Here is a 15,803-nt window from a genome sequence, read left to right as displayed (position 1 = left end):
TAAAGGACGAGTATGCGAGCCACTCCTCTATGGTTTTTGTTGTTCAGTGGATGGCTAGCCGTTCCCGCACATGCTGACGATGCGCAAGACCTGCTAAAGCGTCTTGCGCAAGCCGAGCAGCAGCAAAGCTTTCAAGGTGCGTTCATCTACGAGAGAAACGGCAGTTTCTCCACTCACCGGATCTGGCATGAAGTCCTCGACGGCAAGGTGCGCGAGCGCCTGCTGCAGCTCGATGGCTCGGCACAGGAGATTGTCCGGGTCGATGGTCTGACTCAATGTGTCAGCGGCACGCTGGTGGAAGGGTTGGCCAATCTCCCGGATCCTGCCGGACGCATACTTGATGCCCACAAGCTTTCCGCCTGGTACGACCTCAAGGTCGCGGGCAAGTCTCGCGTGGCAGGCCGCCCCGCGACCATTCTGGTCATGTCTCCCAAGGATCAGCATCGTTATGGTGTGGAAATGCACCTGGACGATCAGACCGGCATGGTCCTCAAATCCCTGTTGCTCAGCGAGCGGGGCGTTCTTCTGGAGCGTTTCCAGTTCGTCGACTTCGATCCTTCGGCGCCTTCCGACCAGAGCCTGCTCAGCGCCAGCGCCGATTGCAAGCCGGTGCAGGCTTCGCGCAGCAAACCCGCGGACAAGAGCCCGGCCGGGCAAACCTGGCGCTCCGACTGGCTGCCTTCGGGGTTCGAGCTGACCAACCAGTCAGTGCGCAAGGATCATGACTCCAGTGCGCTGATCACCAGCCAGTTGTATGGCGATGGCTTGACCCGCTTCTCGGTGTTCATCGAGCCGCTGGACAAAAGCCAAGCATCCGATATCCGCACCCAGTTCGGGCCCACCGCCGTGGTGTCCAGGCGGCTTGCAACGGGTCAGAACGACGCCATGATTACCGTCGTGGGTGAAATCCCCGTCGGGACTGCCGAGCGCATCGCCCTGTCCATGCGTCCGGTCAGTGCCGCTGCCGGTAAATGATTGGCAGAACGTCCATACGGGTGAATGTAAAAGGTTTCATATAGTTCGCGGCCGCCCTGAAAGCCCCGGTTTTACTGGCTTCGGCGGCCGATCTTGAAATCTTTGGTGTGCTTTGAAAGTTGCAAGCCCGCGCTTTTTTTTCTATAGGTCACAGCCTGACAGCTATGACCTTTGTTGTTTCTGGAAACAAGAAGCCATTGGGTGCCATTGGAGACTTCCAATGAACTTTCCAGGTGCAAAGGTCGGTCGCATTGGTAATGCTTAACTTCGCTCGTTACAAACGGGAGCCGTATGTCGATATTACGCTTGAAATCCTATTTCTCACTGGTGGCTGCCGTGCTGATGCTTGGCCAGATCGCGACGGCCCAGGCCGAGGATCTGCCCGATTTCACCGGGCTGGTCGAGCAGGCTTCGCCAGCGGTAGTGAACATCAGTACCCGCCAGAAGCTGCCTGACCGTGCCGTCGCCAGCCAGATGCCCGACCTGGAAGGCCTGCCGCCGATGCTGCGGGAGTTTCTCGAGCGCGGCATGCCGCCAAGCTCGCGCGCCCCCGGCCGTGGTGACCGCCAGCGCGAAGCCCAGTCACTGGGTTCGGGATTCATCATTTCCCCAGATGGTTACGTGCTGACCAACAACCACGTGGTTGATGGTGCCGACGAGATCATCGTGCGTCTGTCCGACCGCAGCGAGCTGAAAGCCAAGCTGGTCGGCACCGATCCACGCACCGACGTGGCGCTGCTGAAGATCGACGGCAAAGACCTGCCGACCGCCAAGCTGGGCAGCACCGACAAGCTCAAGGTGGGTGAGTGGGTGCTGGCCATCGGTTCGCCGTTCGGCTTCGATCACTCGGTGACCAAGGGTATCGTCAGTGCCAAGGGGCGCAGCCTGCCGAACGACACCTACGTGCCGTTTATCCAGACCGACGTGGCGATCAACCCCGGTAACTCCGGTGGCCCGCTGTTCAACATGAAGGGCGAGGTCGTGGGGATCAACTCGCAGATCTTCACCCGTTCCGGCGGCTTCATGGGCCTGTCGTTTGCCATCCCGATCGATGTCGCGATGGATGTCGCCAATCAGCTCAAGGCCAACGGCAAGGTCGATCGGGGCTGGCTCGGCGTGGTCATTCAGGAGGTCAACAAGGACCTGGCCGAATCCTTCGGTCTCGACCGCCCGGCCGGCGCGCTGGTCGCCCAGGTACTGGAAGACAGCCCGGCAGCCAAAGGTGGCCTGCGCGTAGGTGACGTGATCCTCAGCGCCAACGGCCAGCCGATCGTCATGTCCGCCGACCTGCCGCACCTGATCGGTAACCTCAAGGATGGCAGCAAGGCCGAGCTGGAAGTGATCCGCGACGGTAAGCGCCAGAAGCTCACCGTGACTGTCGGAGCCTTGCCAGACGAAGGCGACGAGGCGGGTGTGCCAGGGGCGGGTGCCGAGCGCAGCAGCAACCGCCTCGGTGTTTCGGTGGCCGAGCTGACCGGCGAGCAGAAGAAAACCCTGGAACTCAAGGGTGGTGTGGTCATCAAGGAAGTGCAGGGTGGCCCGGCGGCGCTGATCGGCCTGCAGAGCGGTGACGTCATCACCCATTTGAACAACCAGGAAATCGTCTCGGCCAAGCAGTTCACCGAAGTGGCCAAGAACCTGCCGAAGAACCGCTCGGTATCCATGCGCGTGCTGCGCCAGGGGCGAGCGAGCTTCATCACTTTCAAATTGGCGGAGTGATCCGTCTGGCTTGAAGCGGGAAGGGCGGCATGGCCGCCCTTTTTCGTGCCTGTCGGGTGAGGCACGCCGGGCCATTGCGGCAAGCGTGACGCCCCGGCTTCGCTTCAGGTACAATTCCCGGCTATTTTTCGGCGGGCGACGTGCCTGCGACCTTTTCGAGTGTTGATCCGTGAGTGATTTGAGTCATATCCGCAATTTCTCCATCATCGCCCACATTGACCATGGCAAATCGACCCTGGCCGACCGCTTCATTCAGATGTGCGGTGGTCTGTCTGATCGCGAGATGGAAGCGCAGGTGCTCGACTCCATGGACCTGGAGCGTGAACGCGGTATCACCATCAAGGCGCACAGCGTCACGCTGTACTACAAGGCCAGAGACGGTAAGACCTACCAGCTGAACTTCATCGATACCCCTGGCCACGTCGACTTCACCTACGAAGTCAGCCGCTCGCTGGCGGCCTGCGAAGGTGCGCTGCTGGTGGTCGATGCCGGCCAGGGCGTCGAGGCCCAGTCCGTGGCCAACTGTTACACCGCCATCGAGCAGGGCCTGGAGGTCATGCCGGTCCTCAACAAGATGGACCTGCCCCAGGCTGACCCTGACCGCGTCAAGGACGAGATCGAGAAGATCATCGGTATCGATGCCACCGATGCCGTGGCCTGCAGTGCCAAGAGCGGCATGGGCGTGGACGAGGTGCTCGAGCGTCTGGTGACGACCATTCCGGCGCCGACCGGCGATATCGACGCACCGCTGCAAGCCCTGATCATCGACTCCTGGTTCGACAGCTACCTCGGCGTGGTGTCGCTGGTTCGTGTCCGTCAGGGCCGGGTCAAGAAAGGCGACAAGATTCTCGTCAAGTCCACCGGCAAGGTGCACCTGGTCGACAGCGTTGGCGTGTTCAACCCCAAACATACGGTCACCGCCGACCTGAAGGCCGGTGAAGTGGGCTTCATCATTGCCAGCATCAAGGAAATCCTGGGTGCCCCGGTGGGTGATACCCTGACCCTGAGCACGACCCCTGAAGTCGACATGCTGCCAGGTTTCAAGCGTATTCAGCCGCAGGTCTATGCCGGCCTGTTCCCGGTCAGTTCCGACGACTTCGAGGATTTCCGCGACGCCCTGCAGAAACTGACCCTCAACGACTCGTCGCTGCAGTATGCGCCGGAAAGCTCCGACGCCCTGGGCTTCGGCTTCCGTTGCGGCTTCCTCGGCATGTTGCACATGGAGATCATCCAGGAGCGCCTGGAGCGCGAATACGACCTGGACCTGATCACCACCGCGCCCAGCGTGATCTTCGAGCTCAAGCTCAAGAATGGCGAAACCATCTACGTCGACAACCCGTCCAAGCTCCCCGATGTCTCGTCGGTCGAGGATTTCCGCGAGCCGATCGTCCAGGCCACCATCCTGGTACCGCAAGAGCACCTGGGCAACGTCATCACCCTGTGCATCGAGAAGCGCGGCATCCAGCGCGACATGCAGTTCCTCGGTAGCCAGGTGCAAGTGCGCTACGACCTGCCGATGAACGAAGTGGTACTGGACTTCTTCGACCGTCTGAAGTCCACCAGCCGCGGCTATGCCTCGCTGGACTATCATTTCGATCGTTACCAGTCGGCCAACCTGGTCAAGCTCGATGTGCTGATCAACGGCGACAAGGTCGATGCCCTGGCGCTGATCGTGCACCGCGACAACGCTGCCTACAAAGGCCGCGCATTGACCGAGAAGATGAAAGAGCTGATCCCGAGGCAGATGTTCGACGTGGCGATCCAGGCAGCCATTGGCGGCCAGGTCATCGCGCGTACCACTGTCAAGGCACTCAGGAAGAACGTATTGGCCAAGTGTTATGGCGGTGACGTCAGTCGTAAGCGCAAGCTGCTGGAGAAGCAGAAGGCCGGTAAGAAACGCATGAAGCAGGTCGGCAACGTGGAGATTCCACAGGAAGCCTTCCTCGCAGTGCTCAGGTTGGAATAGTCAGGGTCCTATGTCGTCACTAAATTTCCCGCTGTTGTTGGTCATCGCTGTATTCGTATGCGGTCTGCTGGCCCTGATCGATCTGGTATTCCTGGCGCCGCGGCGCCGGGCGGCCATTTCCAGCTATCAGGGCAGCGTCGGGCAACCGGACATGGCGGTCGTCGAGCGACTGAGCAAGGAGCCGCTGCTGGTCGAATACGGCAAGTCGTTCTTTCCGGTGCTGTTCATCGTGCTGGTGCTGCGCTCGTTTCTGGTCGAACCGTTCCAGATTCCGTCAGGCTCGATGAAACCGACCCTCGACGTGGGCGATTTCATTCTGGTCAACAAGTTCTCCTACGGCATCCGCCTGCCGGTGCTCGACAAGAAAGTCATCGAAGTCGGCGACCCGCAGCGCGGCGATGTGATGGTATTCCGCTACCCCAGCGACCCAAGCGTCAACTACATCAAGCGCGTGGTAGGCCTGCCGGGTGACCGCATCCGCTACACCAGCGACAAGCGCCTGTTCGTCAACGGCCAACTGGTCGCCAAGACCCTGGTCGGCAGCGAACCAGGCACCTTGGGCAGCGCCGAGCTGTACATGGAGAAACTGGGTGAGGTCGAGCACCAGATCCGCCAGGAAATGAGCCGCTACCGCACGCCACCGGATACCGAGTGGACCGTGCCGGCCGAGCACTATTTCATGATGGGCGACAACCGCGACAACTCCAACGACAGCCGTTACTGGGATGACCCCAATATTCCCAAGGACGAGCAGGGCATGGTTCCCGACCGCAATATCGTCGGCAAGGCCTTCGCTGTGTGGATGAGCTGGCCAGAGCCGAAGCTCAGCCATTTCCCGACCTTTTCGCGGGTCGGGCTGATCAAGTAATCGATACGGCGCTGCTCGGGCAGCGCCGTATGTCATTTGAGACGGTCGCCGACCCCCGGGTCGCCGGCCATTGCTGGGGAACACCATGGCATTGGAACGCAGGCAGAAGGGCATGTCGCTGATTGGGCTGCTGCTGTTGCTGGGCGCTATCGGCCTGGTGATCACCCTGGCAGTCAAGATGATCCCGCACTACATGGACTACTTTTCAATCAAGCAAAGTATCCAGCTCGCCGGACACAACCAGGCATTGGGCGTGGACACGGTCGATGATTTCTACAGTTATGTCGGTAAGAACATGCAGGTCAACAACATCCGGGACGTGGATTTGAAAAAGGCTTTAACCGTGCGCAGCGAGGACGGCAAGTTCCTGGCGCACTTGAACTACGAACAGCGTGAACACTTGTTTTTCAATGTCGATCTGATCATGACGTTCGACGAGCAATTCAGCGTGGCCAAACCGTGAGTGCATCCCTGAGCCGCCTCGAGCGCCAGCTCGGCTATACCTTCAAGGACCAGGACCTGATGATCCTGGCGTTGACCCATCGCAGTTACGCGGGGCGTAACAACGAGCGCCTGGAGTTTCTGGGTGACGCCATCCTCAACTTCGTCGCTGGCGAGGCGCTCTACGAGCGTTTCGTGCAGGCCCGCGAAGGCCAGCTGTCGCGCCTGCGTGCGCGTCTGGTGAAGGGCGAGACCCTGGCCCGGCTGGCCAAGGGCTTTGCCCTGGGCGAGTACCTGCGTCTGGGCTCCGGCGAACTGAAAAGCGGTGGCTTCCGTCGCGAGTCGATTCTTGCCGACGCCCTGGAAGCGCTGATCGGGGCCATCTACCTCGACTCGGACATGGACACCGCCCGTGAGCGCGTGCTGGCCTGGCTGACCAACGAGTTCGACAGTCTGACCCTGGTCGACACCAACAAGGACCCCAAGACCCGCCTGCAGGAATTCCTGCAGTCCCGGGCCTGCGAACTGCCACGCTACGAAGTGGTGGATATCCAGGGCGAACCGCACTGCCGGACCTTTTTCGTCGAGTGTGAAGTCACCCTGCTGAACGAGAAGAGCCGCGGCCAGGGTGTCAGCCGACGGATCGCCGAGCAGGTCGCCGCTGCTGCGGCCCTTATCGCCTTGGGCGTGGAGAATGGCAATGACTGAAACAACCCCAACCCGCTGCGGCTATGTGGCCATCGTCGGCCGCCCCAACGTGGGCAAGTCCACGCTGCTCAACCACATCCTCGGCCAGAAGCTGGCGATCACCTCGCGCAAGCCGCAGACCACCCGGCACACCATGCTGGGCATCAAGACCGAAGGCGAAGTGCAGGCCATCTACGTCGACACGCCCGGCATGCACAAGAACAGCGACAAGGCGCTGAACCGCTACATGAACAAGACCGCCTCGGCGGCGTTGAAAGATGTCGACGTGGTGATCTTCGTGGTGGATCGCACCCGCTGGACCGACGAAGACCAGATGGTCCTGGAGCGCGTGCAGTACATCCAGGGCCCGGTGATCCTGGCGATCAACAAGACCGACCGTCTGGAAGACAAGGCCGAGCTGATCCCGCACCTGTCGTGGCTGCAAGAGCAGCTGCCCAACGCCTCGGTGGTGCCGATCTCGGCGCAGAACGGCCACAACCTCGAAGCACTCGAAGCCCTGATCGCCAAGAACCTGCCCGAGAACGAGCACTTCTTCCCCGAAGACCAGATCACCGACCGCAGCAGCCGCTTCCTGGCCGCCGAGCTGGTACGCGAGAAGATCATGCGTCAGCTGGGTGCCGAGCTGCCGTACCAGATCACCGTAGAAATCGAAGAGTTCAAGCAGCAGGGTCATACCCTGCACATCCACGCGTTGATCCTGGTCGAGCGCGATGGCCAGAAGAAGATCATCATCGGCGACAAGGGCGAGCGCATCAAACGCATCGGCAGCGATGCGCGCCGCGACATGGAGGTGATGTTCGACTCCAAGGTGATGCTCAACCTGTGGGTCAAGGTCAAGGGCGGCTGGTCCGACGACGAACGCGCCCTGCGTTCGCTGGGCTATAACGAGCTCTGAGCCACGGGCGCCCGGTTCTGCGCCGGGCGCCATCCTTCGTTCTGCGAGCCCCGCCGATGAGCACGCCAACCGCTCAACCTGCCTATGTGCTGCACAGCCGGGCCTATCGCGAAAACAGCGCACTGGTCGATTTCCTCACGCCCCAGGGCCGTCTACGGGCGGTGCTGCGCAATGCCCGTGGCAAGGCCGGCACCCTGGCACGGCCCTTCGTGCCGCTGGAGGCCGAGTTTCGCGGGCGTGGCGAACTCAAGACGGTGGCACGCATGGAAAGCGCCGGGGTGGCTCGCTGGATGGTCGGTGAAGCGCTGTTCAGTGGCATGTACCTCAACGAGTTGCTGATTCGTCTGCTGCCTGCCGAAGACCCGCACCCGGCGGTGTTCGATCACTATGCCGCCACGCTTCTGGCCCTGGCCGAGGGCCGACCACTGGAGCCGCTGCTGCGCGCATTCGAATGGCGCCTGCTCGATGATCTCGGCTACGGTTTCGCGCTGGATACCGACATCAATGGCGAACCGCTGGACGCCGCTGGTCTTTATCGCTTGCAGGTCGATGCGGGCCTGGAGCGGGTCTGGCTGCTGCAACCGGGGCTGTTCCATGGCGCGGAGCTGCTGGCCATGGCCGAAGCCGACTGGAGCGCGCCGGGCGCTTTGGCTGCCGCCAAGCGCCTGATGCGCCAGGCCCTGGCCGTGCACTTGGGTGGGCGCCCGCTGGTCAGCCGGGAACTGTTTCGCAAGCGCTGAACAGGCTTTATGCTCTGCGGCCCGCTTCGCTCTATTTTTCAGGAGACACCCGTGACGCACAGCTCTCGCATCCTTCTTGGCGTGAACATCGACCATGTGGCCACGCTGCGTCAGGCTCGTGGCACCCGCTACCCGGACCCGGTGAAAGCCGCGCTGGACGCCGAAGAGGCGGGCGCCGACGGCATCACCGTGCACCTGCGTGAAGACCGCCGGCACATTCAGGACCGTGACGTGCTGCTGCTCGCCGAAGTGCTGCAGACGCGCATGAACTTCGAGATGGGCGTGACCGAGGAGATGCTGGCATTCGCCGAGCGCCTGCGCCCTGCGCATGTGTGCCTGGTGCCGGAAACCCGCCAGGAGCTGACCACCGAAGGCGGTCTGGACGTGGCGGGCCAGGAAGCGCGCATCAAGGCGGCGGTGGAGCGCCTGGCCAAGGTCGGTTGCGAAGTGTCACTGTTCATCGATGCCGATGAGCGGCAGATCGAAGCCTCCCGGCGGGTCGGCGCCCCGGCCATCGAACTGCACACCGGCCGCTACGCCGATGCGCAAACCCCTGCCGAAGTCGCCGAAGAGCTGCAACGCATCGCCGATGGCGTGGCGTTCGGGGTGGGGCAGGGGCTGATCGTCAACGCCGGGCATGGCCTGCATTACCACAACGTCGAGGCCGTGGCGGCGATCAAGGGCATCAATGAACTGAACATCGGTCACGCCCTGGTGGCCCATGCGTTGTTCGTTGGCTTCAAGGCCGCCGTGGCCGAAATGAAAGCCCTGATCGTCGCCGCAGCACGGGGCTGAGGTCCTGCCACCTGCACCTTGTAGGACCGGCTTCAGCCGGGAAGCTTTTCGCGGCTGAAGCCGGTCCTGCAGGGGCGCAGTGTTGAGAGAGGGGATTCAGGAGCCGGGCTGTGGCTGCTGCTGGTTGGGTGGCGGGTTCTTGTCGACGCCGGGCACGTGCATGTTGCCGTCAGTCACCTGGTTGCCCTCCAGCTGCGGCTGGGTCACCCAGGTCAGGATGTCGTAATAGCGGCGGATGTTGGCCACGAAATGCACCGGCTCGCCGCCCCGGGCATAGCCGTAGCGGGTCTTGCTGTACCACTTCTTCTGCGAGAGGCGTGGCAGCATCTTCTTCACGTCCAGCCACTTGTTGGGGTTGAGCCCCTCGTTGGCCGCCAGCTTGCGTGCATCGTCCAGGTGGCCGCTGCCCACGTTGTAGGCTGCCAGCGCCAGCCAGGTGCGGTCCGGCTCCTGGATGTCGCTGTCGAGCTGTTCCTTGATCTGCGCGAAGTACTTGGAACCGCCCTGGATGCTCTGCCGCGCATCCAGACGGTTGGACACGCCCATCGCCTGGGCGGTGTTCTGGGTCAGCATCATCAGGCCGCGCACGCCGGTCTTGGAGGTGACCGTAGGTTGCCACATCGATTCCTGGTAGCCGATGGCCGCGAGCAGGCGCCAGTCGACTTCTTCCTTCTTGGCCGAGGCCTTGAAGAACTTCTCGTACTTGGGCAGGCGCTCCTGCAGGTGCTGGGCGAAGGTGTAGGCGCCCACGTAGCCCAGTACGTCCACATGGCCGTAATAGCGGTCCTTGAGGCGCTGCAGGGTGCCGTTCTTCTCGGCTTTGTCGAGGAAGGCGTTGATTTCGTTGAGCAGGCTGTTGTCTTCACCCGGCGCCACGGCCCAGCGCTGTTCGCGGGCCTGGCCAAGGTCGAAGGCCACGCGCACGTTGGAGAAGTACACCTGGTTCATCGCCAGTTCGTTGGAGTCCACCAGGGTCAGGTCGATCTGGCCTTCGTCGACCATGCGCAGCAGGTCAACCACCTCGACGGCATCGGACTCTTCGTACGCCAGCGCCGGATACTGCTTCTTGATCTCGGCCAGTTGCTCGGCATGCACGCTGCCCTTGAGCACCATGATGCGCTTGCCGACCAGATCGGCAGGTTCGGTAGGGCGGGACTGGCCGTTGCGGTACACCACCTGCGGGGTCACTTCGAGATAAGGGTGGGAAAAGCGCGCCTGCTGGCGGCGGGTCGGCGTGTCGATCAGGCCGGCGGCGGCCAGTACCGGGCCACCTTGCTTGTGCAACTGGTCGAACAGCTCGTCGAGATTGTCGGCGGTTTCGATCTCCAGCTTCACGCCCAGATCTTCCGCGAAGCGCTGTACCAGCTCGTATTCGAAGCCGGTCTCGCCGTTGCGATCCTGAAAGTAGGTCGCCGGGCTGTTGCGGGTGATGACGCGCAGGACACCGTCCTCCTTGACTCGCTCCAGTGTGTTGGGTTTATCCACACAGGCGCCGAGCATCAGGAAGAGTGCGGTTGCGATGAGCCATCTGACGCAACGAGTGCGAAAATCAGGTCGGGAGAACATCGGTGCAGTATACGCAAAGCACAACGAGCGCCATATATCGACAGCAGAGCCCGCGTCTGATAAGCAAATTGGCATTACGTGTCCGATCATCCGTCCTGCGACAGTCCGGCCGCCGTTTTGGATGCTAGAAAGGCTGCTTTAGGCTAGAATGCGTGGCCTCAAAGTACACCCCCCTTCCCGAGGCTGTCCCGACGATGTTGATCCTGCGTGGTGCTCCTGCCCTTTCTGCCTTTCGCCACAGCAAATTGCTGGAACAACTGAAACAAAAAGTTTCAGCTGTTCATGGCCTGTACGCCGAATTCGCTCACTTCGCTGAAGTCTCCGGCGCCCTGAGCGACCAGGAGCAGCAGGTCCTCGACCGTCTGCTGAAGTACGGCCCGAGCGTTGCGGTACAGGAGCCGGTCGGCCGGCTGTTCCTGGTCATGCCGCGCTTCGGCACCATTTCGCCGTGGTCCAGCAAGGCCAGCGACATTGCCCGCAACTGCGGCCTGGACAAGATCCAGCGCATCGAGCGGGGCATTGCCTTCTATGTACAGGGCGACTTCGCCGAAGCCGACCAGCAGGCCATCGCCGCCGTACTGCACGACCGCATGACCCAGGTGGTGCTCAGCGACCTGGAGCAGGCCGCCGGCCTGTTCAGCCACGCCCAGCCCAAACCGCTGACCAGCGTCGACGTGCTCGGCGGCGGTCGTGCGGCCCTGGAAAAGGCCAACGTCGACCTGGGCCTGGCCTTGGCTGAAGACGAAGTCGACTACCTGGTGAAGAGCTTCATCGGCCTGAACCGCAACCCGAACGACATCGAGCTGATGATGTTCGCCCAGGCCAACTCCGAGCACTGCCGCCACAAGATCTTCAATGCCAGCTGGGACATCGATGGCGAAAGCCAGGAAAAGAGCCTGTTCGGCATGATCAAGAACACCTACCAGATGCACAGCGAAGGCGTGCTGTCCGCTTACAAGGACAACGCCTCGGTGATCGTCGGTAACGTGGCCGGGCGCTTCTTCCCGAATCCTGAGACCCGCCAGTACGGCGCGGTGCAGGAGCCGGTGCACATCCTCATGAAGGTCGAGACCCACAACCACCCGACCGCCATTTCGCCATTCTCCGGTGCTTCCACCGGTTCCGGCGGCGAGATCCGCGATGAAGGCGCCACCGGTCGCGGCTCCAAGCCCAAGGCGGGCCTGACCGGCTTCACCGTGTCCAACCTGCAGATCCCCGGCTTCGAACAGCCCTGGGAGAAGCCCTACGGCAAGCCCGAGCGCATCGTCACCGCCCTGGACATCATGATCGAAGGCCCGCTGGGCGGCGCGGCGTTCAACAACGAATTCGGCCGTCCGGCGCTGACCGGCTACTTCCGGACCTTCGAGCAGTCCATCGACACCCCGCGCGGCAGCGAAGTACGCGGCTACCACAAGCCGATCATGCTGGCCGGCGGCCTGGGCAACATCCGTGGCGAGCACGTGCAGAAGGGCGAAATCGAAGTCGGTGCCAAGCTGATCGTCCTCGGCGGCCCGGCCATGCTCATCGGCCTGGGCGGCGGCGCGGCTTCGTCGGTCGACACCGGCAGCAGCTCGGCAGACCTCGACTTCGCTTCGGTGCAGCGCGAGAACCCGGAAATGGAACGCCGCTGCCAGGAGGTCATCGACCGCTGCTGGCAACTGGGCGACGCCAACCCGATCGCGTTCATCCACGACGTCGGTGCCGGCGGCCTGTCCAATGCCTTCCCTGAACTGGTCAACGACGGTGGCCGTGGCGGCCGTTTTGAGCTGCGTAACGTGCCCAACGACGAACCGGGCATGGCGCCGCACGAAATCTGGAGCAACGAATCCCAGGAACGCTACGTGCTGGCCGTCAGCGCCGAAAACTTCGAGCGCTTCAAGGCCATCTGCGAGCGCGAGCGCTGCCCGTTCGCGGTGGTCGGTGAAGCCACCGCCGAACCGCACCTGACCGTCACCGACAGCCACTTCGGCAACAGTCCGGTGGACATGCCGCTGGAAGTGCTGCTTGGCAAGCCGCCACGCATGCACCGCTCTGTGCAGCGTGAAGCCGAGCTGGGCGACGACTTCGACCCGAGCACCCTGGACATCGCCGACAGCGTGCAGCGCGTGCTGCATCACCCGGCCGTAGCCAGCAAGAGCTTCCTGATCACCATCGGCGACCGTTCGATCACCGGCCTGGTGGCCCGTGACCAGATGGTCGGCCCGTGGCAGGTGCCGGTCGCCGACTGCGCCGTGACCGCCACCAGCTTCGACGTCAACACCGGTGAAGCCATGGCCATGGGCGAGCGCACCCCGCTGGCCCTGCTCGATGCCCCGGCCTCCGGCCGCATGGCCATCGGCGAGACCCTGACCAACCTGGCCGCCGCGCGTATCGGCAAGCTGTCCGACATCAAGCTGTCGGCCAACTGGATGTCCGCCGCTGGCCACCCGGGTGAAGATGCCCGCCTGTACGACACCGTCAAGGCCGTCGGCATGGAACTGTGCCCCGAGCTGGGCCTGACCATTCCGGTGGGCAAGGACTCCATGTCGATGAAGACCCGCTGGAGCGACGAGGGCGTCGACAAGAGCGTCACCTCGCCGATGTCGCTGATCGTCAGCGGCTTCGCCCCGGTCACCGACATTCGCCAGACCCTGACCCCGCAACTGCGCATGGACAAGGGCGAAACCGACCTGATCCTCATCGACCTCGGCCGTGGCCAGGACCGCATGGGCGGTTCGATCCTCGCCCAGGTGCATGGCAAGCTGGGCCGCAGCGCCCCTGACGTCGACGACGCCGAAGACCTCAAGGCGTTCTTCGCGGTCATCCAGGGCCTGAACGCCGACGGCCACCTGCTGGCCTACCACGACCGTTCCGACGGTGGCCTGCTGGTCACCGTGCTGGAAATGGCTTTCGCCGGCCACTGCGGCCTGCAACTGTGCCTCGACGGTCTGGCCGAGAACGTCAGCGAAGTTGCCGGCATCCTGTTCAACGAAGAACTCGGTGCGGTGATCCAGGTTCGCCAGGACGCCACCGCCGGTGTGCTGGCCCAGTTCAGCGCTGCCGGCCTGTCGGCCAACTGCGTGTCGGTGATCGGCAAGCCGCTGAACAACGACGAAGTGTCCATCAGCTACCAGGGCCAGGCCGTGTTCAGCGGTCAGCGCCACCAGCTGCATCGCGGTTGGGCTGAAACTAGCTATCGCATCCAGCGCCTGCGCGACAACCCGGAGTGCGCCGACCAGGAATTCGACCTGCTGCTGGAAGAAGACAACCCGGGCCTGAACGTGAAGCTGGGCTTCGACGTCAATGAAGACATCGCCGCGCCGTACATCAAGACCGGTGTGCGTCCACAGGTCGCGGTACTGCGCGAGCAGGGCGTCAACGGTCAGGTCGAGATGGCGGCAGCCTTCGACCGCGCCGGCTTCAATGCCGTCGACGTGCACATGAGCGATATCCTTGCCGGTCGTGTCGACCTCAACACCTTCAAGGGCCTGGTCGCCTGTGGCGGCTTCTCCTACGGTGACGTGCTGGGCGCTGGCGAAGGCTGGGCCAAGTCGGCGCTGTTCAACGCCCGTGCCCGTGATGCCTTCCAGGGCTTCTTCGAGCGCAGCGACAGCTTCACCCTGGGCGTGTGCAACGGTTGCCAGATGCTCTCCAACCTGCACGAACTGATTCCAGGCAGCGAGCTGTGGCCGCACTTCGTGCGCAACCGCTCCGAGCAGTTCGAGGCCCGTGTGGCGCTGGTGCAGATCCAGGAGTCGCCGTCGATCTTCCTGCAGGGCATGGCCGGTTCGCGTATGCCGATCGCCATCGCCCACGGCGAAGGCCATGCCGAGTTCGCCAGTGCCAGCGCGCTGCAACAGGCCGACGCCTCGGGCACCGTGGCGCTGCGTTACGTCGACAACCACGGCAAGACCACCGAGACCTATCCGGCCAACCCGAACGGTTCGCCACGCGGTATCGGCGGCATGACGACTCGTGACGGTCGCGTGACCATCATGATGCCGCACCCAGAGCGGGTGTTCCGTGCCGTGCAGAACTCCTGGCGTCCGGACGACTGGAACGAAGACGGCGCCTGGATGCGCATGTTCCGCAACGCCCGCGTCTGGGTCGACTGACAGGGTGTACAAGCTCGCCTTCTTCGTCCCGACCAGCCACCTGGAGCCGGTCAAGGCCGCCGTATTCGCCGCCGGTGGCGGCCGGATCGGCGACTACGACCACTGTGCGTGGCAGGTGCTGGGCCTTGGCCAGTTCCGCCCGCTGGACGGCAGCCAGCCGTTCATCGGGCAGAGCGGAGTGGTTGAACAGGTCGAGGAGTGGAAGGTCGAGCTGGTCGTCGCCGACGAGCTGATTCGTGCGGCAGTGGCGGCCCTCAAGCACAGCCACCCGTATGAAACGCCAGCCTACGAAGTCTGGCGCCTGGAAGACTTCTAACTATCGGTTTGTCCGTTGCAGCGAGCTTGCTCGCGATGGTTTCGTCACACATTCAGTGAATCGTTCGGCCTTTTCGTGAGCAAGCTCGCTCCAACAAAGTCCGAATGTGCTTGATTGATCTCGCTTCAACCAAGCGATCACCCCATCAAGGTCTGATTTCGATCAGCGTCCCGTCCTTCACCAAGTCCCAGACTTCGCGCATGTCGTTGTTCTTCATCGCGATGCACCCTTCTGTCCAGTCCAGCGTATGGAAGTACCACTCCGGGTACTCTTCGTCGATGGGCGTGCCGTGGATCATGATCATGCTGCCCGGCTTCACGCCTTCACGGCGCGAGCGTTCGCTGTCGGCGGCGTTGGGGTAGGAAATGTGCATGGACAGGTTGTACTTGTTGCTGGGCTTGCGCCAGTCGAGCCAGTAGAAGCCCTCTGGCGTGCGCTTGTCGCCTTCCTGCAACTTGGCGCCCTTGGGGTTCTTGCCCAGCGAGATGCGGTAGGTCTTCAGCGCCTCGCCTTCGCTGATCAGCTGCAACTGGCGGCTCGACTTGAGCACCAGCACCTTGTCGATACGCCGCTGGGTCAGCGGCGTGGTGTTGATCACCTTGTCGCCGATGACCTTCTGCTCGCTGCCCTTGGGCACGATGGTCTGGGTGAAGGCCGCCTGGGAGGCGGAAGCGAACGACAGGCACAACACAGCGAACAACCAGCGCATCGACATCTTCC

Annotated in this window: 13 protein-coding genes; 11 read left to right on the top strand and 2 right to left on the bottom strand. The window is 62.8% G+C overall.

Annotation, left to right across the window (positions count from 1 at the left end):
- Positions 1 to 12: 12 nt before the first annotated feature.
- From QZ497_RS09870 to pdxJ, 9 genes are all read left to right on the top strand, one after another.
- Complete coding sequence (locus QZ497_RS09870; protein ID WP_295473703.1) at positions 13 to 975, top strand: MucB/RseB C-terminal domain-containing protein; 963 nt, start codon at positions 13 to 15, stop codon at positions 973 to 975.
- Between the two features lie 342 nt (positions 976 to 1,317).
- Complete coding sequence (locus QZ497_RS09865) at positions 1,318 to 2,694, top strand: DegQ family serine endoprotease (protein WP_295474300.1); 1,377 nt, start codon at positions 1,318 to 1,320, stop codon at positions 2,692 to 2,694.
- A 169-nt stretch (positions 2,695 to 2,863) separates the two neighbouring features.
- Positions 2,864 to 4,660, top strand: coding sequence for a translation elongation factor 4 (lepA, locus tag QZ497_RS09860; RefSeq protein WP_295473700.1), 1,797 nt, complete (start codon positions 2,864 to 2,866; stop codon positions 4,658 to 4,660).
- Positions 4,661 to 4,670: 10 nt separating this feature from the next.
- Positions 4,671 to 5,528 (top strand): signal peptidase I, encoded by an 858-nt coding sequence (gene lepB, locus QZ497_RS09855; RefSeq protein WP_295473697.1) that lies wholly within the window; start codon positions 4,671 to 4,673, stop codon positions 5,526 to 5,528.
- 85 nt (positions 5,529 to 5,613) lie between these two features.
- Positions 5,614 to 5,991, top strand: a complete 378-nt coding sequence (locus QZ497_RS09850; protein WP_295473695.1) for a DUF4845 domain-containing protein — start codon at positions 5,614 to 5,616, stop codon at positions 5,989 to 5,991.
- Positions 5,988 to 6,677, top strand: coding sequence for a ribonuclease III (gene rnc / locus QZ497_RS09845; RefSeq protein ID WP_295473693.1), 690 nt, complete (start codon positions 5,988 to 5,990; stop codon positions 6,675 to 6,677). Before QZ497_RS09850 ends, rnc begins: the two co-directional genes overlap by 4 nt.
- Positions 6,670 to 7,572, top strand: coding sequence for a GTPase Era (gene era / locus QZ497_RS09840; protein WP_295473690.1), 903 nt, complete (start codon positions 6,670 to 6,672; stop codon positions 7,570 to 7,572). The genes rnc and era overlap by 8 nt, the downstream gene beginning before the upstream one ends.
- Positions 7,573 to 7,628: 56 nt before the next feature.
- Complete coding sequence (recO, locus tag QZ497_RS09835; RefSeq protein ID WP_295473687.1) at positions 7,629 to 8,312, top strand: DNA repair protein RecO; 684 nt, start codon at positions 7,629 to 7,631, stop codon at positions 8,310 to 8,312.
- Positions 8,313 to 8,363: 51 nt separating this feature from the next.
- On the top strand, positions 8,364 to 9,107 hold the full coding sequence (gene pdxJ / locus QZ497_RS09830; protein WP_295473685.1) for a pyridoxine 5'-phosphate synthase: 744 nt from the start codon (positions 8,364 to 8,366) through the stop codon (positions 9,105 to 9,107).
- 96 nt (positions 9,108 to 9,203) lie between these two features.
- Here the strand turns inward: pdxJ and mltF are convergent, their stop codons facing one another.
- On the bottom strand, positions 9,204 to 10,673 hold the full coding sequence (mltF, locus tag QZ497_RS09825) for a membrane-bound lytic murein transglycosylase MltF (RefSeq protein ID WP_295473683.1): 1,470 nt from the start codon (positions 10,671 to 10,673) through the stop codon (positions 9,204 to 9,206).
- Between the two features lie 194 nt (positions 10,674 to 10,867).
- Here mltF and purL point away from each other — a divergent pair, with 194 nt between their 5' ends.
- Positions 10,868 to 14,767: a phosphoribosylformylglycinamidine synthase gene (gene purL / locus QZ497_RS09820; protein WP_295473680.1), complete on the top strand. Its 3,900-nt coding sequence runs from the start codon at positions 10,868 to 10,870 to the stop codon at positions 14,765 to 14,767.
- 4 nt (positions 14,768 to 14,771) lie between these two features.
- Positions 14,772 to 15,083, top strand: a complete 312-nt coding sequence (locus QZ497_RS09815) for a YqfO family protein (protein ID WP_295473677.1) — start codon at positions 14,772 to 14,774, stop codon at positions 15,081 to 15,083.
- A gap of 145 nt (positions 15,084 to 15,228) precedes the next feature.
- On the opposite strand, the gene QZ497_RS09810 is transcribed toward QZ497_RS09815, so the two are convergent.
- Positions 15,229 to 15,792 carry a L,D-transpeptidase family protein gene (locus QZ497_RS09810; RefSeq protein WP_295473674.1) on the bottom strand — a complete coding sequence of 188 codons (564 nt, stop codon included), beginning with the start codon at positions 15,790 to 15,792 and terminating at the stop codon, positions 15,229 to 15,231.
- Positions 15,793 to 15,803: the final 11 nt, after the last annotated feature.

Source organism: uncultured Pseudomonas sp., assembly GCF_913777995.1.
Classification (GTDB): Bacteria; Pseudomonadota; Gammaproteobacteria; order Pseudomonadales; family Pseudomonadaceae; genus Aquipseudomonas.
Note: the sequence above shows the minus strand (reverse complement) of the source record. Positions and strands in the feature narration are given on the sequence as shown.

What these genes read in the sequence shown, in the direction of transcription:
- era (WP_295473690.1), top strand. Translation starts at nt 6,670, where the DNA reads ATGACTGAAACAACCCCAACCCGCTGCGGCTATGTGGCCATCGTCGGC.
- QZ497_RS09870 (WP_295473703.1), top strand. Translation starts at nt 13, where the DNA reads ATGCGAGCCACTCCTCTATGGTTTTTGTTGTTCAGTGGATGGCTAGCC.
- QZ497_RS09810 (WP_295473674.1), bottom strand. Translation starts at nt 15,792, where the DNA reads ATGCGCTGGTTGTTCGCTGTGTTGTGCCTGTCGTTCGCTTCCGCCTCC.
- QZ497_RS09850 (WP_295473695.1), top strand. Translation starts at nt 5,614, where the DNA reads ATGGCATTGGAACGCAGGCAGAAGGGCATGTCGCTGATTGGGCTGCTG.
- mltF (WP_295473683.1), bottom strand. Translation starts at nt 10,673, where the DNA reads ATGTTCTCCCGACCTGATTTTCGCACTCGTTGCGTCAGATGGCTCATC.
- recO (WP_295473687.1), top strand. Translation starts at nt 7,629, where the DNA reads ATGAGCACGCCAACCGCTCAACCTGCCTATGTGCTGCACAGCCGGGCC.
- QZ497_RS09865 (WP_295474300.1), top strand. Translation starts at nt 1,318, where the DNA reads ATGCTTGGCCAGATCGCGACGGCCCAGGCCGAGGATCTGCCCGATTTC.
- lepB (WP_295473697.1), top strand. Translation starts at nt 4,671, where the DNA reads ATGTCGTCACTAAATTTCCCGCTGTTGTTGGTCATCGCTGTATTCGTA.
- purL (WP_295473680.1), top strand. Translation starts at nt 10,868, where the DNA reads ATGTTGATCCTGCGTGGTGCTCCTGCCCTTTCTGCCTTTCGCCACAGC.